General features: G+C 45.0%; 27 protein-coding genes. 1 reads left to right on the forward strand and 26 read right to left on the reverse strand.

Going from position 1 to position 24,707, the window contains the following annotated elements; all coding sequences use genetic code 11:
- Nucleotides 1-9: 9 nt before the first annotated feature.
- From ylqF to smc, 12 genes are all read right to left on the reverse strand, one after another.
- A complete protein-coding gene (ylqF, locus tag ACGTN9_RS08105) occupies nt 10-858 on the reverse strand; it encodes a ribosome biogenesis GTPase YlqF (protein WP_499591840.1) in 849 nt (282 codons plus the stop codon).
- Nucleotides 859-867: 9 nt separating this feature from the next.
- Complete coding sequence (gene lepB, locus ACGTN9_RS08110) at nt 868-1,422, reverse strand: signal peptidase I (RefSeq protein WP_499591841.1); 555 nt, start codon at nt 1,420-1,422, stop codon at nt 868-870.
- Between the two features lie 96 nt (nt 1,423-1,518).
- The gene (rplS, locus tag ACGTN9_RS08115) at nt 1,519-1,863 is read right to left on the reverse strand and encodes a 50S ribosomal protein L19 (RefSeq protein ID WP_028782766.1); all 345 of its coding nucleotides are present in this window, start codon (nt 1,861-1,863) and stop codon (nt 1,519-1,521) included.
- Between the two features lie 128 nt (nt 1,864-1,991).
- Nucleotides 1,992-2,726 carry a tRNA (guanosine(37)-N1)-methyltransferase TrmD gene (gene trmD / locus ACGTN9_RS08120; RefSeq protein WP_499591842.1) on the reverse strand — a complete coding sequence of 245 codons (735 nt, stop codon included), beginning with the start codon at nt 2,724-2,726 and terminating at the stop codon, nt 1,992-1,994.
- The gene (gene rimM / locus ACGTN9_RS08125; protein ID WP_499591843.1) at nt 2,726-3,241 is read right to left on the reverse strand and encodes a ribosome maturation factor RimM; all 516 of its coding nucleotides are present in this window, start codon (nt 3,239-3,241) and stop codon (nt 2,726-2,728) included. The genes trmD and rimM overlap by 1 nt, the downstream gene beginning before the upstream one ends.
- A 9-nt stretch (nt 3,242-3,250) precedes the next feature.
- Nucleotides 3,251-3,637 (reverse strand): YlqD family protein, encoded by a 387-nt coding sequence (locus tag ACGTN9_RS08130; RefSeq protein ID WP_499591844.1) that lies wholly within the window; start codon nt 3,635-3,637, stop codon nt 3,251-3,253.
- Nucleotides 3,638-3,726: 89 nt separating this feature from the next.
- On the reverse strand, nt 3,727-3,954 hold the full coding sequence (locus ACGTN9_RS08135) for a KH domain-containing protein (protein ID WP_093046781.1): 228 nt from the start codon (nt 3,952-3,954) through the stop codon (nt 3,727-3,729).
- Nucleotides 3,955-3,969: 15 nt separating this feature from the next.
- Nucleotides 3,970-4,242, reverse strand: coding sequence for a 30S ribosomal protein S16 (rpsP, locus tag ACGTN9_RS08140; RefSeq protein WP_062445812.1), 273 nt, complete (start codon nt 4,240-4,242; stop codon nt 3,970-3,972).
- 84 nt (nt 4,243-4,326) lie between these two features.
- Nucleotides 4,327-5,670, reverse strand: coding sequence for a signal recognition particle protein (gene ffh / locus ACGTN9_RS08145; RefSeq protein WP_499591845.1), 1,344 nt, complete (start codon nt 5,668-5,670; stop codon nt 4,327-4,329).
- Between the two features lie 13 nt (nt 5,671-5,683).
- Nucleotides 5,684-6,004, reverse strand: a complete 321-nt coding sequence (locus tag ACGTN9_RS08150) for a putative DNA-binding protein (RefSeq protein ID WP_499591846.1) — start codon at nt 6,002-6,004, stop codon at nt 5,684-5,686.
- Nucleotides 6,005-6,082: 78 nt separating this feature from the next.
- A complete protein-coding gene (gene ftsY, locus ACGTN9_RS08155) occupies nt 6,083-7,057 on the reverse strand; it encodes a signal recognition particle-docking protein FtsY (protein WP_499591938.1) in 975 nt (324 codons plus the stop codon).
- A gap of 361 nt (nt 7,058-7,418) precedes the next feature.
- Entirely contained in the window at nt 7,419-10,985 is a 3,567-nt protein-coding gene (gene smc, locus ACGTN9_RS08160; protein WP_499591847.1) for a chromosome segregation protein SMC, read from the reverse strand.
- Between the two features lie 125 nt (nt 10,986-11,110).
- On the opposite strand from smc, the gene ACGTN9_RS08165 reads away from it, so the two are divergent.
- Nucleotides 11,111-11,332, forward strand: a complete 222-nt coding sequence (locus ACGTN9_RS08165) for a DUF1128 domain-containing protein (protein WP_028782757.1) — start codon at nt 11,111-11,113, stop codon at nt 11,330-11,332.
- A 47-nt stretch (nt 11,333-11,379) separates the two neighbouring features.
- On the opposite strand, the gene rnc is transcribed toward ACGTN9_RS08165, so the two are convergent.
- From rnc to ACGTN9_RS08235, 14 genes are all read right to left on the reverse strand, one after another.
- Complete coding sequence (rnc, locus tag ACGTN9_RS08170) at nt 11,380-12,072, reverse strand: ribonuclease III (protein ID WP_499591848.1); 693 nt, start codon at nt 12,070-12,072, stop codon at nt 11,380-11,382.
- Nucleotides 12,073-12,153: 81 nt separating this feature from the next.
- Nucleotides 12,154-12,387, reverse strand: a complete 234-nt coding sequence (gene acpP, locus ACGTN9_RS08175) for an acyl carrier protein (RefSeq protein WP_028782755.1) — start codon at nt 12,385-12,387, stop codon at nt 12,154-12,156.
- Nucleotides 12,388-12,488: 101 nt separating this feature from the next.
- A complete protein-coding gene (gene fabG / locus ACGTN9_RS08180; RefSeq protein WP_499591849.1) occupies nt 12,489-13,229 on the reverse strand; it encodes a 3-oxoacyl-[acyl-carrier-protein] reductase in 741 nt (246 codons plus the stop codon).
- Nucleotides 13,229-14,167, reverse strand: coding sequence for an ACP S-malonyltransferase (gene fabD / locus ACGTN9_RS08185; RefSeq protein WP_499591850.1), 939 nt, complete (start codon nt 14,165-14,167; stop codon nt 13,229-13,231). The genes fabG and fabD overlap by 1 nt, the downstream gene beginning before the upstream one ends.
- On the reverse strand, nt 14,164-15,171 hold the full coding sequence (gene plsX, locus ACGTN9_RS08190) for a phosphate acyltransferase PlsX (protein ID WP_499591851.1): 1,008 nt from the start codon (nt 15,169-15,171) through the stop codon (nt 14,164-14,166). The genes fabD and plsX overlap by 4 nt, the downstream gene beginning before the upstream one ends.
- Complete coding sequence (gene fapR / locus ACGTN9_RS08195) at nt 15,168-15,749, reverse strand: transcription factor FapR (protein WP_499591852.1); 582 nt, start codon at nt 15,747-15,749, stop codon at nt 15,168-15,170. Before fapR ends, plsX begins: the two co-directional genes overlap by 4 nt.
- Before the next feature lie 232 nt (nt 15,750-15,981).
- Nucleotides 15,982-16,995, reverse strand: a complete 1,014-nt coding sequence (locus ACGTN9_RS08200; RefSeq protein WP_499591853.1) for an ABC transporter ATP-binding protein — start codon at nt 16,993-16,995, stop codon at nt 15,982-15,984.
- Nucleotides 16,992-17,933 carry a C40 family peptidase gene (locus tag ACGTN9_RS08205; protein ID WP_499591854.1) on the reverse strand — a complete coding sequence of 314 codons (942 nt, stop codon included), beginning with the start codon at nt 17,931-17,933 and terminating at the stop codon, nt 16,992-16,994. Before ACGTN9_RS08205 ends, ACGTN9_RS08200 begins: the two co-directional genes overlap by 4 nt.
- A gap of 16 nt (nt 17,934-17,949) precedes the next feature.
- Complete coding sequence (locus ACGTN9_RS08210) at nt 17,950-19,044, reverse strand: mandelate racemase/muconate lactonizing enzyme family protein (protein WP_499591855.1); 1,095 nt, start codon at nt 19,042-19,044, stop codon at nt 17,950-17,952.
- Nucleotides 19,045-19,063: 19 nt separating this feature from the next.
- Nucleotides 19,064-19,984, reverse strand: coding sequence for a S66 peptidase family protein (locus ACGTN9_RS08215; protein WP_499591939.1), 921 nt, complete (start codon nt 19,982-19,984; stop codon nt 19,064-19,066).
- Nucleotides 19,985-20,125: 141 nt separating this feature from the next.
- Nucleotides 20,126-21,760: a peptide ABC transporter substrate-binding protein gene (locus ACGTN9_RS08220; RefSeq protein WP_499591856.1), complete on the reverse strand. Its 1,635-nt coding sequence runs from the start codon at nt 21,758-21,760 to the stop codon at nt 20,126-20,128.
- A gap of 40 nt (nt 21,761-21,800) precedes the next feature.
- Nucleotides 21,801-22,796: an ABC transporter ATP-binding protein gene (locus tag ACGTN9_RS08225; protein ID WP_499591857.1), complete on the reverse strand. Its 996-nt coding sequence runs from the start codon at nt 22,794-22,796 to the stop codon at nt 21,801-21,803.
- A gap of 5 nt (nt 22,797-22,801) precedes the next feature.
- Nucleotides 22,802-23,773, reverse strand: coding sequence for an ABC transporter permease (locus ACGTN9_RS08230; RefSeq protein ID WP_499591858.1), 972 nt, complete (start codon nt 23,771-23,773; stop codon nt 22,802-22,804).
- A complete protein-coding gene (locus ACGTN9_RS08235; RefSeq protein ID WP_499591859.1) occupies nt 23,770-24,702 on the reverse strand; it encodes an ABC transporter permease in 933 nt (310 codons plus the stop codon). Before ACGTN9_RS08235 ends, ACGTN9_RS08230 begins: the two co-directional genes overlap by 4 nt.
- Nucleotides 24,703-24,707 lie beyond the last annotated feature (5 nt).

A 24,707-nucleotide genomic window follows, 5' to 3' on the forward strand; every position in this document is an offset into this window, starting at 1 on the left:
GCTGGTACATCAATACCCTTCCGGTACATCAAAAGTAATGCGGCCAAGCTTGCCAGACCTCAAATCTTGTATGATCACCTCTGCGGTTTTTTCATAATTGACTCTGGCCCCGGATTCAAGGCATCCGCGTTTTTTACCGATCGTCTCGAATGCTTCCATCATATCATGGAAACTGGAAAATCCATACCGTTGCTGCATGAGATCTGGATAAAAGTTTTTCAGGTAGTCTAATATATAGGCGGCAACATCTTCTATAGGCAAGATTTGATCTTTGATTGTTCCTATAGCAGCCAGTCGGTATCCCACTTCTTCATCTTCGAATTTAGGCCATAGAATCCCGGGGGTATCCAGCAGTTCAAAATCTTTTTTGACCTTGATCCACTGTTGACTGGTAGTAACTCCCGGGCGGTCGCCTGTCTTTGCAATTTTCTTATTGGCCAGACTGTTGATAAGCGTAGATTTCCCTACATTGGGTATTCCAAGAATCATAGCACGCGCCGGTCTGGGATTAATCCCTTTCGCTTTCAATTTGTCCATCTTTTCCTGCGACATTTCCTTGGCCAGTTGAATGAGTGCCTGGATATCTTTCTTATCCTGCGCATTCACTGCTATAGCCGGAGCATTTGCATTTTTAAATGAATTCCTCCATTGATCGGAAAGCTTTGGATCGGCAAGATCTTTCTTCATCATTACAATCATTTTCGGTTTCGATTGAAGCAATTGCTGCAGCATCGGATTTTGTGAGGATTCCGGTGCTCTTGCGTCGACCAGTTCGATGACAAAGTCGACGAGTTTCAGCTTCTCTCCTACTTCTCTTTTTGCTTTGGCCATATGGCCTGGAAACCATTGTATTGTCATATTATCACCTTATTCCAGTACGATTCGGATTCGTTCCAGCGGCCAGTAAGTCAGAACTGCTTCCCCTACAATCTGATCCATAGGAACAACACCGAACATACGACTATCAGTAGAATTATTACGGTTATCGCCCAGTACGAAAACATGTCCTTCCGGTACTGTTTCATATCCTTCTTCTGTCACTTGTTCCAAAGTAAAATCCTGTGTCAGGATCTGACTGTCTGGCATTTCCTGTTTCCGTTCTTCCAAGTAGGGCTCTTCTACTCTTTCTCCATTGATGTATAACTCATCATTCTCCACCGCTACATGATCACCAGGCACACCGATGACACGTTTGATATAGTCACGCCGTTCGGTTGCATGAAAAACGATGATATCAAACCGTTCCGGCTTACCGATAGTGTAATTGATTTTACTGACGATCAGATGGTCATTATCTTCCAGGGTCGGAAGCATCGATGGTCCTTCGACTACGACCGGAGCAAAAAGTACGACTCTTACCAATACTGCTAATATGGCAGCGATCAGGAATGCTTTGATCCATTCCACCCATGCATTCTTCATGAAGGCCATCCCTTTCCTATAAGCTGACTAATAAGTTCATAAGTAGTTTCAAGTAGAAAAAAGGAGCTTGGCATGTGCAAGCTCCTTACTGTTTCATTAGATGATTTCTTTAATACGCGCAGCTTTACCACGCAGATTGCGTAGATAGTATAGCTTCGCACGACGAACTTTACCACGGCGTGTACGTTCGATTTTCTCGATACGTGGGGAATGTAGCGGGAATGTACGCTCGATTCCAACACCGTAAGAAATTTTACGTACAGTGAATGTTTCGCTGATTCCGCCGTTTTGACGCTTGATTACAACGCCTTCGAAAACCTGGATACGCTCGCGAGTACCTTCCACGACTTTTACGTGGACCTTCACGGTATCACCAGGACGGAAATCAGGATGGTCTGTACGAAGTTGATCTTTTGTAATTTCGTTAATCAAATCTTGCATCCTATTTCACTCTCCTTCCAAACTAATGCTCTTGACTAACTAGGAGACAGCGGAACATCGTTTTCCGCTTAAACCGACGTTTAAGCACAAAATTTAATATATCATAATTTCATTGCTACTGCAACAAGCTATCCGTTATTTTCCCATTTTTCTATCCATGATTTTTCTTTATCCGTCAAGTTTCTTTCTCTTAACAGATCAGGCCGACGCTGCCAGGTACGATATAAGGACTGCTGATGGCGCCATTCTTCAATACGGGCATGGTCACCGGATAATAAAGTGTCCGGCACTTTCATCCCTCGAAAATCGGCAGGACGTGTATAATGGGGATGCTCAAGCAAACCATTTGAAAAGGAATCCTCTGGCGCAGACCGTTTATTCCCTAATGCCTCAGGTAACAGACGTACGACAGAATCGATAACAACCATCGCCCCAAGCTCTCCGCCAGTCAACACATAATCCCCGATTGATATTTCGTCTGTGACCACATGTTCCCGTATGCGTTCATCATAACCTTCATAATGGCCGCATAAGAAAATCAGATGATCCTCTTCCGAAAGTTCTACCGCTTTGCTCTGGGTATAGGTTTCGCCCTGAGGACACAGGAGAATTACACGAGGGGTGGTTTTCCGTTGTTCCTTGACCGCTTCGACTGCATCGAACAGCGGTTGAGGAGTAAGCACCATCCCTGCGCCACCCCCATAAGGATAATCATCGACCTTTTGATGCTTGTTTACGCTGTAATCACGAAAGTTAATGAAATCATAACTGAAAATGTTACGGTCTTGAGCTTTCTTTAAAATGGAATTATTCAATACACCTTCAAACATTTCTGGAAACAACGTTAGTATATCGATATGCATCAGTCGAGCAGCCCTTCTATTGGATCAATGACTATCTGCTCTTCCTCTATATCCACTTTCTTGACGACATCTTCGATATAAGGAATAAGGGCGTCTGGCTTTCCATCCCGTTCCACGACCCAGACATCATTCGCACCAGGGGTGAGGATCTCTTTTACTTTTCCAAGTTCCGTGCCATCCTCGAGAATGACGCGGCACCCAATGATTTCGTGAAAGTAAAATTCCCCTTCCTCCAAATCAGACAATTGTTCTTCCCGGATTTGAAGGATTCCACCTTTCAAACGCTCGACATCATTGATTGTCGGAAGGCCTTCGAACGTGAGTAGATCAAACCCTTTATGGTTACGGTGGCCGGAGACGATCAACTTTTCAGGCTTTCCCCCGTCTTTCACCCAATACAAAGGCTCTCCAGGCTGGAATCTTTCGTCAAAGTCGGTGATACGCATCACCTTCACTTCCCCTTTGATCCCATGCGTGTTGACAACTTTACCTACATTGTACATTTGTTGTTCCATAGTTTTTCATTACCTCGCTTGAATTACTATTCCATCTTTAATGACGATTGTCTGGTGTTCATATATTTCATTCCATTTAGCACCTTCCTGGACATCCACGATCGCTTCCACCTCTTCGATGAACAATTCGCTGCCTTCTGGCAGTATTTCTAATTGTTGAAGCTTGTACTCCACCCAGTTCATCTTTTCTTTTCGGAGCTTGATTTCCTGTGTAAACCGTTTTTCGATTTCACTTGGGGAAATGTCACTTCTTTTCTCCAGCTTTCTCTGTTCAAAACGAAGTTGCTGGCATTCGCGGTCATATCGTTGGTAACGTGCCTGGAAGTCCTGGGAGAGCTGTTTCTTGCTTTCTTCCGTTAATACTTGTTTTACAGGAATTTTTTTAATTATTTTCATGTTCCTGCCCCTTTGTCCCGAAGCTTTCCTAAAAACTCTGTAACTTTGAAAGTGTAAAAAAGGGAAAGGTTATTAATCCCTCTCCCTCATTACATGATATCCAAGTAAATTCTCTTCTTAGAGTCTGACCCTGCTGCGTAAACAACTGTCCGGATTGCTTTTGCTATCCGACCGTTCTTTCCGATCACTTTGCCGACATCGTCCTGGTTGACTGTGAGATGATAAACGATTTTACGTTCCTCTTCCTTCACGTCCACTCGGATGTCTTCCGGGTAATCGACAAGCGGATTGACAATAGTTTCAATCAAGGCTTTCATGGTATCACCACTACTTTACTTTTGGTTTTTTGCTTCGTGGAACTTCGTCATGATGCCTTCGTTAGAAAATAGGTTACGAACCGTGTCGCTTGGCTTAGCACCATTAGTCATCCAGTTCAATGCCTTTTCTTCATCAATGTCAACCTCTACTGGGTTAGCTACTGGATTATATGTGCCAATTTGTTCAATAAAACGTCCATCACGAGGAGAACGTGAATCAGCTACAACTACACGGTAAAATGGGTTACGTTTTGATCCCATGCGCTTTAGGCGAATTTTAACTGCCATCTTTAAGCACCTCCATAAATTATTAATGTTTCGCACAAGTTTAGATTTTAGCAGATGTTTTTCTGTGTGTAAAGGATTTTTCCATTACATGAATGGAAAATTCATTCCTTTGCCTTTTTTTCCTTTTTGCATGTTGCTCATTTGCTTCATCATTTTCTTCATTTCTTCGAATTGTTTGAGAAGCCTGTTGACCTCGGAAACAGAGGTACCAGACCCCTTGGCGATCCGGCGTTTGCGGCTCGCATTCATGAGAGATGGATCCTGACGTTCTTTCTTGGTCATTGACTGGATGATTGCTTCTACATGCGAAATTTGTTTCTCATCAATCTGCGCATTTTTTAAGCCCTTCATCTTATTGGCTCCAGGAATCATATCCAGCAGTTCATCCAGGGGTCCCATATTTCGGACCTGCCCCATTTGTTCCAGGAAATCATCAAAGGTGAAGGAAGCTGAGCGCATCTTTTCTTCCAATTCTTTGGCACGCTTTTCATCGACACTGTCCTGTGCTTTTTCAATCAGCGTCAGGACGTCTCCCATACCAAGGATACGGGATGCCATCCGCTCTGGGTGGAATGGCTCGAGCTGGTCAAGCTTTTCTCCCATACCGGCGAATTTGATTGGCTTGCCTGTCACTGCCTTGATAGACAACGCGGCCCCGCCTCGGGTATCCCCATCAAGTTTCGTCAGTACGACACCGCTGACTTCGAGCTGTTCGTCGAAACTTTCTGCGACGTTGACGGCATCCTGACCGGTCATTGCATCGACAACCAAAAAGATTTCATCCGGCTGGACATTCTCCTTGATCTGCTGCAATTCACCCATCAGTTCGCCATCGACATGCAGACGACCCGCGGTATCGATAATGACATAGTCATGATGGTTTTCTTTCGCCTCGGCAATTGCTTCATTGGCGATGTCTACTGGATTGGCATCTGTGCCTTTGGCATATACCGGCAAATCCAGCTGCTTTCCAAGTGTCTGAAGCTGGTTGATGGCCGCCGGACGATAGACGTCTGCCGCTACCAGCATCGGATTACGGTTGTGCTTCTTCCGTAAATGATTGGCCAGTTTCCCTGTGGTTGTCGTCTTACCGGCACCCTGGAGACCGACCATCATGATGACGGTCGGCGGGCGTTTGGCGACAGCTATTTTACTCTCGTCCCCACCCATCAAATCGGTCAATTCTTCTTTGACCACTTTGATGACTTGCTGGCCAGGTGTCAAGCTTTCCATGACTTCCTGGCCTACTGCACGTTCTTTCACGCGCTTGACAAACTCTTTGACGACCTTGAAGTTGACGTCTGCCTCAAGGAGGGCGAGACGGACTTCCCGGGTCATTTCTTTTACATCTTGTTCGGTTACCTTCCCTTTACCTTTAATACGTTGGATTGTATTTTGTAAACGGTCGGCTAAACCTTCAAATGCCATAGAAGGAGCCCTCCTAATCTAATTCTTTTAATCTTTCGAGTAAACCCTGCACTTCTTCCTGATTCTTCAGCCTGTCTTGCAGCTTATTGATCAGTTGTTGTCTCTCCTGGAATTTTTCATATAAGTTCAATTTATCCTCATATTCTTCCAGCATGGCTTCCGTACGACGGATGTTGTCATAGACAGCCTGCCTTGAGACATCAAACGTTTCTGATATTTCCCCTAGAGAATAGTCTTCTAAATAATACAGTTCCATGTAATTCCGCTGTTTAGGGGTCAACAACGTCTCATAGAAATCAAACAAATAGTTGATTCGTGTCGTCTTTTCTAGCACGGCAACCACTCCTTGTTAAGTGAAATGCCTTTACATATATGAATATTACAGAATGAAAGGCTAGGCTGTCAAGCATCACTATTCTTTTTCTTCATCGTGGGCTTCCACCATGTCGGCAAATAGTCCGTATACAAAAGCGTGGGCGTCAAACTGCTGAAGGTCAGTGACCTTTTCACCAAGCCCTACTAGTTTAACAGGGATCTCCAGTTCATTGCGAATCGCAAGTACAATACCACCTTTGGCGGTCCCATCAAGTTTCGTCAGCACAATACCAGACACATCTGTAGCTTCTGAGAATGTCTTGGCCTGACTCATCGCGTTCTGCCCTGTAGTAGCATCCAAAACCAGCAACACTTCGTGTGGGGCTGATGGTACCTCGCGTTCGATTACACGCTTTACTTTAGACAGTTCATTCATGAGGTTCACTTTATTCTGCAGCCGGCCTGCCGTATCACATAACAGCACATCGGCATCACGTGATTTAGCTGCCTGGATGGCATCAAAGATAACCGCTGCAGGGTCACTACCCGCACTGTGCTTGACCACATTGACGCCGACTCGTTCTCCCCAGGCATCCAATTGTTCGATGGCGCCGGCACGGAAAGTATCGCCGGCTGCCATCATGACATTCTTCCCTTCACTTTTCAGCTGATGGGCAAGTTTTCCGATGGTGGTCGTTTTACCAACACCGTTGACACCGACGAATAAAACGATGGACAACCCGTCATGATCAATGTTCAAGCCTTCGATTTCTTCGCTGTCGTCATCACCATAATAGATTTCTACAAGCTTTTCTGAAATGACTTCTCTTACTTGACGGGTATCTTTGATATTACGTCTTTTTACTTCCAGCTGCAGTTCATCAATCATATCCATGACAGTAGTCACACCAACGTCTGCCGAAATGAGGATCTCTTCTAAATCTTCGAAGAAATCTTCATCCACGGTGCGATAACGTGCGACAAGATCATTGATCTTACCAGAAAAGGAATCCCTTGTTTTCGTTAAGCCAATACGGAACTTAGCCGCAATCGATTTTTCACGACCTTCAATATTAGGCTCCTGTTCCTCTATCTCCGGCTTGGTATCTTCGACAGGTAACGCTGGAGCAGGTTCGGGTGCTTCCAATTCTGCCGGCTCTTCCACATCCGTTTCAAGCTGCTCTACCGGAGCTTCCTCGATAGTTTCCTCCTCTTCTGCTTCTGGGACCGCTTCTACTTCAGCAGACTTTTCGTCTGTTTCTGGTGCTGGTGTTGTGTTTTCTTCGTCTGGTGCATCTGTATCATCAATTTCCAGGTCTTGCTCTTCCAGTTCTTCTGCCTGTTCCTGCTCCAGTTCCTTCAACTCTTGTTCAAATGGATCTAATATAAATTTATCCTTTAACTTTTTGAAAAAGCTCATCCAATCTTCCTTTCTATACTTCTAGTAAGTCTTGAGATTCTTCCAGCCTTACTGAAACAAGCTTGGAAACGCCGGATTCCTGCATCGTGACTCCGTACAGTACATCCGACTCTTCCATTGTGCCTTTCCGGTGCGTGATGACGATGAATTGCGTATTTTCACTGAAGACTTTCAGATAACGCGCAAACCGATCAACATTGGCATCATCGAGTGCTGCTTCCACTTCATCCAACACACAAAACGGCACAGGACGCACTCTGAGGATGGCGAATAGCAGCGCAATCGCTGTCAAAGCACGTTCTCCCCCGGACAGCAGGCTGAGATTCTGCAGCTTTTTACCTGGCGGCTGAGCTACGATATCCACCCCCGTCTCCAGCATATTATCAGGGTCGGTCAGTCGAAGGTCGGCTCGTCCCCCTCCAAATAACTCTTTGAAAACGACCGAGAACTCCTGCTTGATTTGTGTAAATGTATCCTCAAACCTGCGCTCCATCTCCCCGTCCATTTCGGAAATGACAGAATATAATGTATCCTTCGCTTCATTCAAATCGGTCTGTTGTTCGCTCAAAAATTGGTAACGCTCCTGAATTCGATCATATTCGTCGATCGCTCCGAGATTGACCGTACCCAGTTCATCAATGGCACGTTTGATCAGTTTTACTTTTGTCTTGCTTTCTTCAATATTGGTTGTGCGCTCATACTCTTGCTGCGCTCGTTCAAAAGTAAGAAAATATTCTTTTTGCAGGTAATCCAACATGTTTTCCAACTCTACATCAAGACGGTTTGCCTTGACCTCTTTATCCTGGATATCCTGGACGTAATGGTGATGGGTCCTGTTCTCTTCCTTCAACTGCACCTCTATCTGTTTGATCGTATCAGCATGCTCGTTGCGCTGTTCTCTGCGTTCTGTAATCAGGCGAGCTGTCTCTTCCTTGGCTGATTTTTTATCTTCAATTGCAGCTTCCAATTCAGCTTCTGTTTGCTTGTTATGGGCAATATCCATCAGCTGCTCGTATTGCTTACGGTTCTCTTCAACATGTTGTTCCAGTTCTTTCTTTTGAACTTGATATCCATACAGTTTCTCTTGCTGATTTTTCACTTCAGAATCCTGCTCCGCTAGCTTCAACTGTAATTCGTGCTGCTTTGCTTTCAGGTTTTCCTCATTTTCTGACTGTCGTTTTTCAGCTTCTGTGAGTGTATCAATTTCTTTTTGGGAAGCTGACAACTCCTGTTCCAACTGTTCTAATTCACCAGCAAGGTCTTCAAATCTAGTCGTAAGCTGGTCGCGGTCCTGTTCATATTGTTCCTGGTCCTGGTCGAACAGTAACAGCTGGTCATTCAGGTTTTGATGTTTCACCTGGGCCTCACGCAAGACAGCCCGTTTTTCCTGTTCCTGCTCTTTCAAATCTTCTCTTATCGTCCGAAGTTCCTGCACCTGCTCTTGTTGATTGGTAGTGAGATTCTTCAATTGCTGCATCTCTTGTTCTGCAGCTATGGTCTTTTGTTCAAAAGATGAAAGCTTGTCATTCAGTTCCTGCAATTCTCTTTCCCTTGTAAACAAGGATTGGTTAGTCTTTTTCTTTGCACCACCGGTCATCGCTCCCCCGGGATTGATGACATCCCCTTCTAAAGTAACAATCCTGAAACGCCGCTGCATCGTTTGAGCAAGCTTGTTCGCTGTTTCCAGGTTTTCTGCTATCACAATATGGCCAAGTAAATGACGGATGGCACGATCATAACGATCCTCAAATCGAACCAAATCAGCAGCTACCCCGACAAAACCGGGTTGTCCGCTTATTCTGGAAGTCATATCTGCCGGAATGAAGCGTGGCTGTATCGTTTCAAGTGGCAGGAACGTCGCTCTGCCTTTATTGTGCTGACGAAGCCAGTGGATGGCCTGGCGGGCGGAAGATTCATTTTGCATGATCACATGCTGAGCCTGGGCGCCAAGCGCTGTCTCGATGGCTGTAATTAAATTACCAGGAACATCGATCAATTCCAGTACCGCCCCTTCCACCCCTGACAAAAACTGTTGCTCTCTCGCCTTCAGGACTTCTTTAACGCCTTGGAAATAGCCAGAGAAATCTTCCTTCATTTCTTCCAGCATTTCTTTTTTGGATTTTAATTTCTCTACATACTGATAACCCTGGTAAAGCTTGCTCTGCAATTCCTGGTAGCGTTCCTGGCTGTTGTTCAGCTTTTCTTCCAGGTCGCTCAATTCCTGTTCCTTTTGTACCCGCTGCTCGTGGATATGGTTTACTTCACGCTCCAGCTTTTCCTTCTCGACAAGCAATTGTTCTCTTTCTTCTCGCATATCTTTAAATTTATCTTTTTGCACTTCACTTTTGGAGCCGATTTGTTCCAACTGTCTCGCAATGGATTGTTTTTCGTTCCGCTTGGCCGCTTGCTCATTCAACAGTTCAATGTAATCACTTTTCAACTCTTCAATCTGCTCACCAATATTCTGAGTCTCCAGCTCAAGCTGTCTGGCTGTTTCTTTTAACGCTTTTTTCGTATTGGATCGCTGTTCTTTCCAACTGTTCAGTTTGTTTTCATGTTCTTCGCATAATTCCTTTGTCTGCGCTACCCTGTCTGAAAGTTGGCTGAATTCTTCTTCAAGCTTCGCTTTGTTTTCTTCAAAATGCTTAAAACGTTCTTTGACTAACTGTTTCTTTCCCTCTAAGTTCTCTAATTCCTGCGTCAAAACAAGCAGCTTCTCCTGAAGACTTTCCAGCGATTCATCCAACGCAAGCATTTGCTCGCGTTCGGCTTCGACTATTGCTTCTTTTTCTTCAATAGCCGTCTTTATTTCCGATTTTTTTAATTTCATCTCTTCCAGATTATTCAAAAGGTGCTGCCATTCTTCATTAATCGTTTCAATCTGGGCGATCAATAAAGAAATCTCGACTTGTTTCAATTCTTCTTTTTTCTCCAGGTAATCTTTTGCAATAGCTGCCTGTTCCTTCAAAGGTTCAAGCTGTCCTTCAATTTCATAAATGATATCTTCCACACGATTAAGGTTTTCTTGTGTTTCCGCAAGTTTATATTCGGCTTTTTTCTTACGTTGCTTGTATTTCAACACTCCTGCTGCTTCTTCAAAAATACTTCGTCTTTCTTCAGCTTTTGAGCTCAGGATCTCTTCGACTTTTCCCTGACTGATGATGGAAAAGGCTTCTCTGCCCAGTCCGGAATCCATGAATAAATTGATAATATCCTTCAAACGGCAGGCTTGTTTATTGATATAAAAAGCACTTTCACCTGATCGGTATACTCTCCGGGTGACACTGACCTCCTGGTAATCCAGCGGGAGGGTTTGGTCTTCATTGTCCAATGTCAACGTCACTTCTGCCATATTCAATGCATTTCTTGTGTCGCTGCCTGCAAAAATGATATCTTCCATTTTGCTGCCTCTTAATGAGCGGGCAGACTGTTCACCGAGTACCCAACGGATTGCATCGGTAATATTACTCTTGCCACTGCCATTCGGTCCAACCACAGAAGTAACACCAGGTACAAAATCTACGGTGACCCGTTCAGCAAAAGATTTGAATCCAACTGTATCTAAACGTTTGAGGAACATTTGCATCCTCCTATGTATTTAACATTCACTTTGATTTTTAGTTTGCATTTCAACTCATTTATTTTATCATAAACAATAAGGCTATAGAAGAAGCCAACCAATCCTGTTGTAAGGAGGAAACCAATATGAGCTTGAATGAACCGACCCAGGAAAACTTAGAAACGATCATCAACGACCTGGCTGACCGCTTGCAGGTTGTCAACCGTTCCATTATGGACCCCGCCGATTATGACCTTGCGAACTATGATGAAATCAAATCCCTGCATGATATGGTTGTAACTAAAGGACAATTAAGTGTGTCAGAAACCCAGGCATTTGTCCAAGAACTGGGCGCCTACCGAAAATAGCAAACCCAATAGAAAGCCGCGCAGAGTCTGCGCGGCTTTTTTCCATCTTATTTACATGCTCCAGCTTTCCGGAGCGCTTCTTCAGCAGCTTTTTGTTCAGCTTCTTTTTTGGTTCGACCGATACCAACGCCCGCGGTCTCATTCTGGATGCGGACATGGGCGACGAATTCACGGTTATGTGCAGGACCAAGTTCTTCGACGATTTCGTATTCGATGACTCTGTTTTTTTCACGCTGGACAAACTCCTGCAGCTGGCTTTTGAAATCCATCGCATGCGAAAAAGCACCTTTTTGAACTTTTGGATAAACATACTTTTCCAAAAAGGCAAGGACAGCCTCATACCCTTGATCCAGATAGAGTGCACCAATGAAGGCCTCGAAAACATCCGCAAGCAGTGCCGGACGGTTTCTTCCTCCTGTCATCTCTTCGCCTTTCCCTAACTGGATCAGCTCACTGAAGTTCAATTCATCAGCAAAACGAACCAGGGAAATTTCACAGACGATGGAGGCACGGAGTTTTGTCAGTTCACCTTCACTCATATCGGGATATTTGCGATAGAGGTACTGGGACACCCCAAGCTCAAGTACTGCGTCTCCTAAAAATTCAAGACGCTCGTTGTCCTTACGTTCTGTCTTACGATGCTCATTCACATAAGATGAATGGGTAAATGCTTGTATTAAAATATCGAGATCGTTGAAATGGATACCTATTTTCTCTTGAAAGGTTGAAAAGTCTTCCATCGCTCACCTAAACCCTTTCAGTTTGATTTGATGAAATATAGGAAGGGCTGTCCACTTGATGGACAGCTCCTTGCCAACTGTTTATTGGATGCTGTTTATGTAATTCACAGCGTCACCAACAGTATTGATTTTTTCTGCTTCTTCATCAGCGATCTCTGTATCGAATTCATCTTCAAGCTCCATAACAAGCTCAACTACATCCAAAGAATCCGCTTCAAGATCGTCTTTGAAGGAAGCCTCCATTGTAACCTTAGATTCTTCTACATCAAGACGGTCAACAATGATTTGTTTGACACGATCAAAAGTATCTGCCATAAGACTTCACCTCCCTTCCGTTATTATAGTAGAAATTCCATAGAAAAACTAGATGATTCAAAATTTATGATTTCAACCGGTGTAAATCACCGGGTCAATCCTTACATTACCATGCCGCCATCCACATGAATAGTCTGGCCAGTCATATAGCTGCTGTCTTCAGAGGCAAGGAAACGAACTACATTCGCGATATCTTTTCCTTCACCCAATCGGTTCAAAGGAATTATTTTCAACATTTCTTCCCTTTGTTCTTCTGACAATTCATCGGTCATATCCGTAGTGATGAACCCTGGTGCTACGGCATTGACAAGGATATTTCTAGTCGCCAATTCTTTCGCATTTGATTTAGTCATCCCGATAACACCCGCTTTTGCTGCCACGTAATTCGCCTGTCCAGGATTTCCGGATACACCAACGATGGATGCGATATTGATGATTCGCCCGCTTTTTTGCTTCATCATTTGACGGGTGACAGCTTTGGTAGTTAAGAACACACCTTTCAGGTTGGTATCAATCACCTGGTCGAATTCCTCTTCTTTCATTCGCATCAACAGGTTATCTTTTGCAATACCAGCATTGTTCACCAGGATATCCAGGCGGCCAAAAGCTTCAATGGTCTGTTTGACCATATCTTTCACATCGGCTTCTTTTGATACGTCTGCCTGGATTTTGATCGCTTTTCCGCCATTAGCTTCAATTTCTTCTACAACTTCCTGTGCTTTTGCTTCACTGCCTGCATAGTTGACAGCGACTGCGGCACCTTTACCAGCAAGCTCCATGGCGATCGCTCGTCCAATTCCACGTGAAGCACCTGTAACCAGCGCTACTTGATTCTCCAACATTACGAATCCTCCTTATACCAGTCAATGAATGCTTGCAATGTTTCTGGATCCTGAATTTGGAACGTCTTCATCCTCCGTTTTACTTTACGAACCAATCCACTCAATACTTTACCATGTCCGACTTCTACGATGGCATCGATATCCTGATCGACAAACTTTTCCAGAATTTCCTGGAAGCGGACAGGAGAGTAAAGCTGCTCGATTAACAGTTCTTCAATCATTTGCTTGTCTGTCACGGGTTCTGCAGTCACATTTGCATACACAGGAATGGAAGCATCAGACAGTTCGGCCTTCTTCAGTGCTTCGGTAAAGTCCTCACTTGCCGGTTTCATCAGACGGGAATGGAACGGACCGCTCACATTCAGGGGGAGGACACGTTTGGCTCCAGCTTCTTTTAATAAATCTGATGCTTTGTCTACACCTTCTTTGCTGCCTGAGATAACAATTTGACCAGGGCAGTTAATGTTCGCCAGATCTACAATTTCTCCTTCAATTTTATCCAGAACTTCCTGGATAGCATCTTGCTCAAGACCAAGAACAGCAGCCATAGCCCCCTTACCAGTTGGGTAAGCATGCTCCATCAGTTGTCCACGCTTTTGAACCAGTGCTGCCGCTTCAAGAGGCTGTAAAGCCCCGGAGGCCACCAGCGCGCTGTATTCACCCAAGCTGTGGCCGGCTGTCATCACCGGTTCGATTCCTTCTTTTTTAAGAAGGGATACGATAGCGGCACTATTTACTAACAGCGCCGGCTGAGCATGCTCTGTTTTCGTCAGTTCCTCCTGTGGGCCTTCAAACATCAACTTTGTCAAAGAAACGCCGAGTTGATCATCTGCTTGTTCAAATAATTCTTTCACTTCGTCATAAGTGTCGAACAACGCTTTCCCCATTCCGACTTCCTGAGAACCTTGGCCGGGGAAAATAAAAGCTACGCGTTTCATGCTTTTTCCTCCTCTGCTTCGTGGATATTCTTCACCGTTTCGGCTATTTTTGTTGTAACATCCTCTTCCACCATGTGGGAAGCTTGTTTAATGGCATTGAAAACCGCTCTGGCATTAGAAGAACCATGAGCTTTGATGACAGGGGCGGCAAGGCCGAACAACCCGGCGCCGCCATATTCTGAGTAATCAAGTTGATCCTTCAGCTGTCTCAAATCACTTTTTACCAGCCCGGCTGCCAGTTTCGTTTTGAAGTTAGACATAAATGTTTCTTTTATCATAGAAAACATCGTCATTGCAGTGCCTTCAATCGTTTTCAGCGCTATGTTGCCACTGAAACCATCCGTCACCACGACATCAGCAACGCCCTCGAGAAGGTCTCGTGCTTCGACGTTTCCGATAAAATCCACTGGTGCTTCTTGCAATTCGGCAAAAGCTTTTTTGGCAAGCTCACTGCCTTTTCCATCTTCCGTTCCGACATTCAACAAGCCGACTCTCGGCTGCTTGATTCCTCTGACTTTCTCTGAGTAAATGGATCCCATGATGGCATACTGTACCAGATGCTGCGCTTTAGCATCAACATTGGCACCAACATCGAGTAACAGGAACCCCTTACCGTCTACTGTCGGAAGTGTAGGGCTCAACGCTGGCCGTTCGATGCCTTTGATCCTTCCGACAATAAAGAGCCCGGCACTCATTAAGGCTCCGGTGTTGCCGGCGGAGATGCAGGCATCGGCTCTTCCTTCTTTCACTTCCTGAGCCATCAGCACCATGGAAGCCTGCTTTTTCCGGCGAACCGCTCTAACCGGTTCATCCTCACTGGTTATTTTTTCTTTTGTATGTATGATCGTAATATTATTAGTATCTTTCACCAAAGGCTTGATTTGTTCTTCATCACCTACTAACGTGATTTGAAGGTTAGTATCAGCTTTCACCGCTTCTATCGCACCTTTTACAATCTCGCCAGGTGCATGATCCCCGCCCATTGCGTCTATTGCGATTCTCATGACTGTTCCTGCCCCCTCTGTTCATTCGAGCGATACATTTCAAATACTCCGGAAAACACTGGTTCATTTTCTACATAGCTATACACTTCGACGACGGTCCTTCCCTTTTCATCGACACCAGTGACAGAGGCTTTTGCTACCACACGTTCTCCTTTTGTCACCTGGCGGGTAAAACGGATCTCCGCTTTGGCCGTAAGTGCCAGTTCATCATTGATGACAGCGACCGCCAATGAATTAGCCTGGGCGAATAAATGATGTCCCCGTGCAATATCATTCCGGGAAAACACATGTTCCCGGTCGATATCCAAAATAGAAATCGCCCGTTGATCCAACTCTAAATCTACTATTTCACCGATTACTTCTTCAATCGGTAACGCCTTTACCGTTTCATTCCATTCATTTCTCGCTACAGATTTAATTCTTTCTCTCAGCTCTGGAATGGAAAGCTCCATACGGTCAAGCCTGATCGTCTGGATACTGACACCGAACTTTTTCGCCAGATCATCATCTGTAATGAATGGAGTGGATTCGATTGTTTCTCTTAATTCTTTTTGACGTGTTCGTTTATCTCTTTTCATATTTGCCATCCACCGTCCGAATTATGACTAGGTACTAATAGTAATATATAATACCAACTAGGCGAATGCAAGAGTAAGGGTATAAGATAAGTAAAAACGCTCTATTGACGGTAAGTCGTAAAGGAAGTTAACCTTCTGCCTCATAGATACATTAATATAAAAAAGCAAAAGCTTGCAGATAAACCGTGTGGTTATCTACAAGCTTAGGTATTGTCGATAGTAGCCTTTCAGCTTAATTCATTTGTTTGGGTTTATGATTTATTGGTGTTTTGTCTTTGATGTCATCATTATAAAGATGGCACGCAACGAAATGGTTGTCATCCACTGCCTGCCAGACAGGCGTAGTTGTGGCGCATGCTTCCATCGCCATTGGACAGCGGGTCCGGAACACACATCCGCTCGGCGGATCGATTGGGCTGGGTAGTTCTCCTTCCAAAATGACACGTTCCCTGCTTTCTTCAACATCTGGATCAGGTATCGGAATCGCTGATAATAACGCCTGCGTATAAGGATGTTTCGGGTTTTCATAAAGACTGTCGCTGTCGGTCAATTCTACTAAATGACCAAGATACATGACTCCGATCCGGTCGGAAATGTGACGTACCATCGATAAATCATGGGCAATGAATAAGTAGGTCAATCCTTTTTCTTCTTGTAATCTCTCTAATAGATTCACCACTTGGGCCTGGACAGAAACATCCAGGGCAGAAATCGGTTCGTCTGCGATAATAAAGTCAGGGTCCAGTGCCAGAGCACGAGCAATCCCGATCCGCTGCCTCTGCCCTCCGCTGAATTCATGGGGATACCTGGTAGCATGATCACGGTTCAACCCTACCTCTTCCAGCAATTGATAGACCCGCTCCATCCGCTGCTTTTTACCAGAATACAAATCATGCACAATCATTGGCTCTGATATGATCTCTCCTACGGTAGAACGCGGATTTAAGGAGGCGTATGGGTCCTGGAAAATCATTTGCATATTCCGGTAGAATTTGAATTTCTCTTGTTCGTCGAGTTCATGAACATTTTTACCATCATAGATAACCTGGCCGTCCGTCCGGTTGTACAATCCCATAATCGTTCTTCCGATGGTGGATTTGCCACAGCCAGACTCACCGACAAGACCAAAAGTCTCTCCCTGGTAGACGTCAAAACTGACATCATCCACAGCCTTGAGGTTACGACCTTTGCCGAGGTTGAAATGCTTTTTCAATTCATTCACTTGTAGTATGACTTTGCTGCTCATGCTGGTTCCTCCGTCTCCTGCCAGTAGCGTCTGGCTGCACATAGTTCTTTTTCATATATAGTTCCTGCCAACGTCCTGACTTCAATCCCCTTTCCTGTACTTGGAGAATGAAGCATTTTTCCGTCCCCATAATAGATACCGACGTGATGGATGTTCCCTTGCCCTTCTTCATAAGCGAAAAACAAAAGATCTCCGGGCATGAGGTGGTCAAATGAGATCTCCTCCCCTGCTTTAGCCTGGTCTGAAGCATCACGCGGGATTTGATAGCCTGCCGCTTTATGCATATTATAGGCAAAACCGGAACAGTCATAGCCATAGGCACTCATCCCTCCCCAAAAATAAGGAAGGCCGATAAAAGCTTCACCGAGGCGGACGATATTGACTCCATTTTCTTTATTCATTCCAAGTGATTCAGAAAATATGGTCGAATCTTCTCTTGATATATAAGCCGGGCCATGAGGAGAATTCACCCTGACAGAAGTTTCTAGGACCTCCTGGACTGGAAGCATTGTCATATAGCTTAATTCAAGCAATTCGTCCCCTGATTCCTCTTTCAACACAGTTTTTTTGCTTGTCACTACTGCCGTTTTGTCCGTCTCCCATAGCTGTGTAGTAATAGGCTGAAGCTGGGCCAGCGGAACCCAGCCCGGGTAGCCTCGTTCATCTTTCTTAGAAGGCTGAGTGGGGATGATCACATGGGCCCAGCCATTATTTTTATCAGTTACCATTACTTCTTCTCCGTATAAAAGCTGGGACTGGACCAGATTATCATCGCACAGTTCCAATCGTTTCTCTTTAGTCAGGCGATTCAGCCATTCGTCTAGTTTAACGGGGTTGGTTAAACCGGGTTCATCCAGTTCCCTTGGTGATGCCGGAGCTGTCCAAACCGTGGCCACCGTTACACTCACGATATAATTTTCATATGTTTCTTCAGGCATCAGGTTCCCTCCTTTTTTAATTGTTAATGAATTGCTTTTTTATTTCCTTAATGCCCAGCCCTGTATCCGTGGATAGATGAATATATTTTCCTTGATACTGGACGCCGCCGTCCAGTACATCATCGGCCAGCATCAGAGGTGCATCAAAGTCGTAGCGTGTCACATTCTTTTGGCTCGCTGCAAAGTGGCAGGCGGCTGTTATGCCGATCTTAGTTTCAATCATGCTTCCTACCATGCATTCCACCCCATAACTCTCTGCTATGGTCGCTATTTTCAGCGCCTGGTAGATTCCGCCGCTCTTCATCAGCTTTATATTTATCAAGTCTGCACTATCGGTCTCTAATACCTGCCTTGCATCATACAGGGAAAACACACTCTCATCTGCCATAATCGGTGTATCTACTTGATCCTTCACTTGCTTTAAACCTGCTAGATCATGAGCTTTGACTGGCTGTTCAACCAATTCGATATTCAAACCTGCATCTTCCATTTTTCTGATTGCATATATTGCTTCTTTCGGCTTCCAGCCCTGGTTGGCATCAAGCCTGATCAAGATGTCTTTTCCCGCTGCATTACGAATCGATTCAATTCGCTTTATATCCGTATGAATATCATCTTTTCCCACTTTTACTTTCAGTACATCGAAACCATTCTGTATGTACCGCACTGCGTCTTCCGCCATTTCTTCAACCGTATTGACACTGACGGTGTAGTCTGTTTCCAGACGGTCCCGGTAACCTCCGAGAAACTGATAAAGCGGCATGCCAGCGTGCTGGGAAAGACAGTCATAAAGAGCCATATCGATGGCTGCTTTGGCACTCGTATTACCGACCATCACCCGGTGAAGCATCTCAAAAACTCTCTCCCTCTCTAACAGAGACATTCCCAGCAGATTAGGAGCGATAATAGTTTCCACCGCCGTCTCTATACTTCCCAGGCTTTCTCCGGTAATGACATGGGTTGGCGGTGCTTCTCCGAATCCTATAGTGCCATCGTCACAGGTGATTTTGACAACGACGGTTTCCGCAACCGTAACCGTCCGAAGTGCAGTTTTAAATGGCGTATGCAGGGGAGCGGATATCCGAAAAGTTTCTATTGATTGCAGTTTCATGGGAGCACTCCTCTTTTTGTTATTTTACTCCTGGAGCGATAGTAAGGGATAATTTTTCTGTGGACATTTCAGCCTGTACGCCGAGTGGAACAGCAAAATGCGGCTGGCAATGGCCAATTTTGAAGCCCGCTATTACAGGCTTATTCAGATCGCTCAAGTAATCATGTAAAACTTGTGAAAGACTGAGAGATTCTTTGCGCTTGGATGGTTCAGCATTCTTGAAGTCACCCACAAGAATACCCGCTGCCTCATCAAGCTTTCCGCTTAACTTCAGTTGATTCAGCATACCGTCGACCCGGTAGGGTTCTTCGTCAATATCTTCGATCAACAATAATTTCCCCTCATCTTCCAATTCATAATGGGTACCAAGGGTGCTCACCAACAAAGATAAATTGCCGCCCACCAGCTCTCCGGAAACTGTTCCTTCAGAAATGATCATTAATTCGGAGTAAGCGGTGGAATAGTTCAATTCAGTAGGAGCGAACAGCTGACGGAACATCTCCTGTGATTTCTCATGAAAATCATCTTTGCCGATATCAGAGCTGAGCATCGGACCGTGGAAGGTGACTAGCCCTGTCTGCTGACGTATCGCTGTATGTAAATAAGTGATATCGCTGTAGCCCCAGAAAGGCTTAGGGTTTTCTTTTATCAGCTTGTAATCAATCTTCCCGGCAATTCGGCCTGTACCATAACCTCCACCAGCACAAAATATCCCTTTGATCTCCGGATTCCGGAACATGGCATGAAAATCAGCCAATCGGTCTTCATCTTTTCCTGCCAGGTAGCCATGGACATCTTTCACATGATTTCCCGGTACGACCTCCAGACCAAGCGATTCTATATACGGGAAAGCCTTATACATCTGGTCGATGTTCGGAGGACTTGCCGGTGCAATGACACCTATTTTATCCCCTTTATGTAAACGGTTTGGTAATAACATTTTCATTCCTGCCTTCCGTATGTAAAAAGGGAACGGGAGCAAGGATCAGCCATTGATCTGTTCCCAGACCGTGCTTCCATCGGCGCCTGCCCCCGTCCCTCTTTATATCTAACACATTAGAAAACTATTTTCTTTCACCTATTACTTGATATCTGCCCATTTTAATTCCAAGTATCCGACTGGATGACGGACGATATTGCTCACTTTATCCTTCTGCAACACAACCTGGTTGTAGAAATGGATCGGGAAGATTGGCATTTCTTCAAATAAAATCTTCTCTGCTTCATACATATATTCGAAACGCTTCTCTTCATCTGCTTCGTTCTTCGCATTCGCGATCAATTTGTCATATTCCTCATTGGACCAGCCAGTACGGTTCATAGAAGAATCCGTTGTAAAGCTTTCCAGGAAGTTGATCGGGTCAGCATAGTCAGCAAGGAAGGAGCTTCTGGATAACTGATGCTTCAAATCTTTTTGATCCTGCAAGAACACATTCCACTCGGTATTTTCCAGTGTGATATCGACACCCAGATTTTCCTTGTACATGTTCTGGATTGTTTCTGCGATTGCTTTATGGGAGTCACTGGTATTATAAGTTAACGTGACTGGAGGAAGTTCTTCATATCCTTCTTCTTCCATTCCTTCTTCTAACAGCTGTTTTGCTTTTTCCGGATCATGCTCGACAAGTTTGCCATTTTGTTCACGGAAATCATTGCCCGCTGGATCGGTAAAGCCATAGGATACAAAGCCATAAGCCGGCTCTTCCTTGTTTTTGGTTACATATTCCACGATGTCCTGCTGGTTGACAGCCATTGCGAACGCTTTGCGGATTTTTTCATTAGTAAACGGTTCTTCGTTGACATTGAAGCGGTAGAAATATGTTCCTGCCTGATCTTCAATCACTACATTTTCATTATCCAGCAGTTGTTCTGCCATCTCGCTCGGAATGCCAGAGGTATCCAGGTCACCGCTTTCATACATTTGATATTCTGTGTTGGTATCGTTGACCATTGCCCACTCTACCTTATCCAGATTGACGGTTTCTGCATCCCAGTACTCGTCGTTCTTTTCCATGACCAGCTTGCTGTCATGCTTCCACTCTGCTATTTTGAACGGTCCGTTTCCTACAAAGGAATCAGCTTCTGCGTACCACTCTTCATTTTCGCTTTGAACCTTTTCGTTGATTGGGAAGAAAGCAGGATTGGAAATGACATTCAGGAAATAGCCTGTAGGGGCTTTTAATGTCACTTTCAACGTTTTCTCATCCACAGCTTCTACCATCACATCTTCCTTGGAGCCTTCTCCCGTGTTATAAGCTTCTGCCCCTTCAATGAAGTAGCCTAGGAAGGCTGCCGGAGAGGCGGTCTCAGGATCAAGCAGACGTTTCCAGGCAAACTCGAAGTCTCCAGCTGTAACCGGGTCACCATTTGACCAGTTGGCATCTTCACGAATATGGAATGTATATACTTTTCCATCTTCTGAAACTTCCCATTTTTCCGCAGTCGCTGCTGCAGGCTCATGGGACTCATCCAGCCGGGTCATCCCTTCCATTAAGTTGTTCAACACATTCCAGGAATACGAATCAAAACCAATCGGAGGATCCAGGGAAGTAGGTTCCGTACCATTATTCAGCTTTAGTACTTTCTCTTCACTTGAAGCTTCACCATTGCCCTCTCCTTCTTTTTGCTCGTCACTCCCAGAGCTGCCACTTGTCGTACAGGCGGACAAAACTACTGCCACCATTACGGCTAAAAACATCATCAGCCATTTTTTCATGTTACGTTCTCCCTTCTAGGTATGTATTTATCTTGAGGCTTCACTTGGAAGCCAACAATTTGATCGCCCGCTCGTCCTGGAGCCAGCACTCGACCTGGTGCGTTTCACTGAGGTCTGTTTGCATAGGGTAAACCCGCTCACACACTTCCATCGCTTTCGGACATCTCGCTGTAAATGGACATCCGATCGGTGGGGAAAATAAATCCGGAGGTGTTCCGTCAATTGGTATCAGTTTCCCTTCCCTACGGTCCAACCGCGGCACAGAAGTCAATAAACCATTTGTATAGGGGTGTTGGGGACGATAGAATATTTCTTTTTTCGTCCCAACCTCGATAATCTTACCAGCATACATAACAGCGATCCGGTCGGCTATTTTAGCGACAACACCTAAATCGTGGGTAATCAGTATGATAGCTACCCCGGTCTGTTCCTGGATACGCTCGAATAGTTCCAGGATTTGCGCCTGAATCGTTACATCAAGCGCCGTAGTCGGTTCGTCAGCAATCAAGAGTTCTGGTTCACAGATCAATGCCATCGCAATGACAATCCGCTGCCTCATTCCTCCACTGAACTGATGGGGATATAAACCAAGTCTTTCTTCCGGATTAGGAATACCGACTAATTCCAGCATTTCTACAGCTTTTTGTGTCGCTTCCTGGTTAGAGACGGATGTATGCTGTTTCAGTCCCTCGGTCAGCTGGTTGCCTACCGTCAACGTAGGATTCAATGCGGTCATCGGATCCTGAAAGATCATGGAAATATCCACTCCTCTGATCTTTCGCATTTGTTTTTCAGGAAGATTGCGCAACTCTTTTTCTTTGAATTGTATCGTTCCATTCGTAATCCTTCCTGGCGGCTGAGGAATCAACCGCATTATCGAGTTGGCAGTCACGCTTTTCCCGCAGCCGGATTCCCCGACTATCGCAAGCGTCTCACCTTTATATAAGTCAAAGCTGACTCCTCTTACGGCCTGTACTTCCCCGCCATAAGTCAAAAAGGAAACTTCAAGGTCTTTCACTTCCAGTAATTTTTCCAATGTTGTCACCTCCTGAGCTTAGGATCCAGTGCATCCTGAAGCCCGTCTCCAAGTACGTTGAATGCAAACATAGTTGCAGATATGAAAAATGCAGGGAAAAACAGTCGCCACCAGTGGCCGGATAATATGGTGCCTAAAGCATCATTAGCCATTACTCCCCAGCTGGCATAAGGGGATTGGATTCCCAACCCCAGAAAGCTCAAAAATGCTTCTGCGAAAATAGCTGTCGGTACTGTCAATGTCATTTGGACAATGATTGGCCCCATCGTATTAGGAAGCAGATTCTTCCGGATGATCCGCCAGGTTTTTGTCCCAAATGACTGGGAAGCTAACACAAATTCATAATTCTTAATCTGTAGTACCTGTCCGCGTACAATCCGCGCCATTCCAACCCATCCTGTCACCGTGAGAGCAATGATGATGGTCAAGAGGCTTGGGCCCATGACAACCAAAAGCAGAATTACTACCAGCAAGTATGGCAAGCCGTAAAGGATTTCAATGATACGCATCATGGTGCTGTCGGTACGTCCGCCTTTATAGCCGGCAATGCCGCCGTACACGACCCCGATGAAGAAATCGATCAGTGCTGCCATCAAACCGACAAACAAGGAAATCCGTGCCCCGTACCAGGTCCTCGTAAATACATCCCTTCCCAGGTTATCGGTGCCAAACCAGTGGCTGGCGGAAGGCGGCTGATTCTGGTTAGCCAACGGACCGTTTTGAACGGTATATGGAGATAAAATTGGCCCAAAGATAGCCAGCAAAGCTAGAAATATCAAAAATACCAAACCGCCCATGGCCAGCTTATTTTTGACCAGCCTCCTCCAGGCATCCTGCCAGTAGGAAAGCGATGGACGTACTACCTTTTCTGAATCTTTCTGGCTTTTTTCTTTGGGTTTAAACCATTCATCAGGAATATCATGGACTGCAGGAGAATGCTTTGTTTTTTGTTCTTCCGCAAGGTGATTCATGCTCATTCCCCTTCCTTCTTATGCATTTTGATTCTAGGATCCAAGAGTCCGTATGCGATATCGACTAAGAACAGCATAAAGACTAAGAAAAAGCTGTAAAATACGGTCGTCCCCATAATCAAAGGATAATCCCGCTGGTTAATGCCTTCGATGAAGTATCTTCCCATTCCAGGAATAGCGAATATTTTTTCGATGACAAACGTCCCTGTCAGGATACCGGCCAACAGGGTACCAAGTATGGTAACCACAGGCATCAAGGCATTTTTCAACGCGTGTTTGAAAATGATTTTATATGGTTTCAAGCCTTTTGCTTTTGCCGTCTTAATATAATCCTGGGTCAACACTTCCAACATGCTGGATCGCGTAAGCCTTGCGATAATTGCCATCGGACCTGTAGCCAGTGCCAGTGTAGGCAGCACCATATGAGTCGGGCTGGACCATGTCGCAGCAGGGAAAATCCCCCAATCGACAGCGAGCTTTTGAATCAACAGTGTTGCCAGTACAAAGTTCGGGATTGAAATTCCCAGCACCGCTAAGGTCATCGCTAAATAATCGATAATGCCGTTATGTCTGAGCGCTGCCAGCACGCCGAGAATAATTCCGGATATAAGGGCCACCAGGACCGTAACTATTCCTAACTCAAAAGAAATTGGAAATCCTCGTCCCAATAAGTCATTGACTGTTTCTGTAGGGTGTTTGATCGAAGGGCCGAAGTCCAGGGTCGCAATAGATTTCAAGTAAATAAGGTACTGGATAAATAACGGCTCATCCAAATGGTAGTGGGCTTCCAGGTTTGCCTGAACTGCTGCGTTGGTGCCTCTTTCCTGGTTGAGTGGAGAACCAGGAATCGCATGCATCAAAAAGAATGTAAGTGTCGCAATGATCAATACCGTTGCGATCATAATTAGAAATCGCTTCATTATGTATTTCGTCATACAGG

The sequence above is a fragment of the Halobacillus sp. B23F22_5 genome (assembly GCF_043497085.1).
Classification (GTDB): Bacteria; Bacillota; Bacilli; order Bacillales; family Halobacillaceae; genus Thalassobacillus.

Bases quoted from the DNA above. Each gene is read 5' to 3' on its own strand.
- ACGTN9_RS08205 (WP_499591854.1), bottom strand. From the start codon at position 17,933: ATGCCTGAAGAAACATATGAAAATTATATCGTGAGTGTAACGGTGGCC.
- ACGTN9_RS08130 (WP_499591844.1), bottom strand. From the start codon at position 3,637: ATGAAAATAATTAAAAAAATTCCTGTAAAACAAGTATTAACGGAAGAA.
- ylqF (WP_499591840.1), bottom strand. From the start codon at position 858: ATGACAATACAATGGTTTCCAGGCCATATGGCCAAAGCAAAAAGAGAA.
- fapR (WP_499591852.1), bottom strand. From the start codon at position 15,749: ATGAAAAGAGATAAACGAACACGTCAAAAAGAATTAAGAGAAACAATC.
- acpP (WP_028782755.1), bottom strand. From the start codon at position 12,387: ATGGCAGATACTTTTGATCGTGTCAAACAAATCATTGTTGACCGTCTT.
- smc (WP_499591847.1), bottom strand. From the start codon at position 10,985: ATGTTCCTCAAACGTTTAGATACAGTTGGATTCAAATCTTTTGCTGAA.
- ACGTN9_RS08210 (WP_499591855.1), bottom strand. From the start codon at position 19,044: ATGAAACTGCAATCAATAGAAACTTTTCGGATATCCGCTCCCCTGCAT.
- ACGTN9_RS08135 (WP_093046781.1), bottom strand. From the start codon at position 3,954: ATGAAAGCCTTGATTGAAACTATTGTCAATCCGCTTGTCGATTACCCG.
- ACGTN9_RS08230 (WP_499591858.1), bottom strand. From the start codon at position 23,773: ATGAGCATGAATCACCTTGCGGAAGAACAAAAAACAAAGCATTCTCCT.
- rplS (WP_028782766.1), bottom strand. From the start codon at position 1,863: ATGCAAGATTTGATTAACGAAATTACAAAAGATCAACTTCGTACAGAC.
- ffh (WP_499591845.1), bottom strand. From the start codon at position 5,670: ATGGCATTTGAAGGTTTAGCCGACCGTTTACAAAATACAATCCAACGT.
- ACGTN9_RS08165 (WP_028782757.1), top strand. From the start codon at position 11,111: ATGAGCTTGAATGAACCGACCCAGGAAAACTTAGAAACGATCATCAAC.
- ACGTN9_RS08235 (WP_499591859.1), bottom strand. From the start codon at position 24,702: ATGACGAAATACATAATGAAGCGATTTCTAATTATGATCGCAACGGTA.
- lepB (WP_499591841.1), bottom strand. From the start codon at position 1,422: ATGAAGAATGCATGGGTGGAATGGATCAAAGCATTCCTGATCGCTGCC.
- ACGTN9_RS08215 (WP_499591939.1), bottom strand. From the start codon at position 19,984: ATGTTATTACCAAACCGTTTACATAAAGGGGATAAAATAGGTGTCATT.
- ACGTN9_RS08220 (WP_499591856.1), bottom strand. From the start codon at position 21,760: ATGAAAAAATGGCTGATGATGTTTTTAGCCGTAATGGTGGCAGTAGTT.
- plsX (WP_499591851.1), bottom strand. From the start codon at position 15,171: ATGAGAATCGCAATAGACGCAATGGGCGGGGATCATGCACCTGGCGAG.
- trmD (WP_499591842.1), bottom strand. From the start codon at position 2,726: ATGCATATCGATATACTAACGTTGTTTCCAGAAATGTTTGAAGGTGTA.
- rpsP (WP_062445812.1), bottom strand. From the start codon at position 4,242: ATGGCAGTTAAAATTCGCCTAAAGCGCATGGGATCAAAACGTAACCCA.
- fabG (WP_499591849.1), bottom strand. From the start codon at position 13,229: ATGTTGGAGAATCAAGTAGCGCTGGTTACAGGTGCTTCACGTGGAATT.
- rnc (WP_499591848.1), bottom strand. From the start codon at position 12,072: ATGGAAGACTTTTCAACCTTTCAAGAGAAAATAGGTATCCATTTCAAC.
- rimM (WP_499591843.1), bottom strand. From the start codon at position 3,241: ATGGAACAACAAATGTACAATGTAGGTAAAGTTGTCAACACGCATGGG.
- ACGTN9_RS08200 (WP_499591853.1), bottom strand. From the start codon at position 16,995: ATGAGCAGCAAAGTCATACTACAAGTGAATGAATTGAAAAAGCATTTC.
- fabD (WP_499591850.1), bottom strand. From the start codon at position 14,167: ATGAAACGCGTAGCTTTTATTTTCCCCGGCCAAGGTTCTCAGGAAGTC.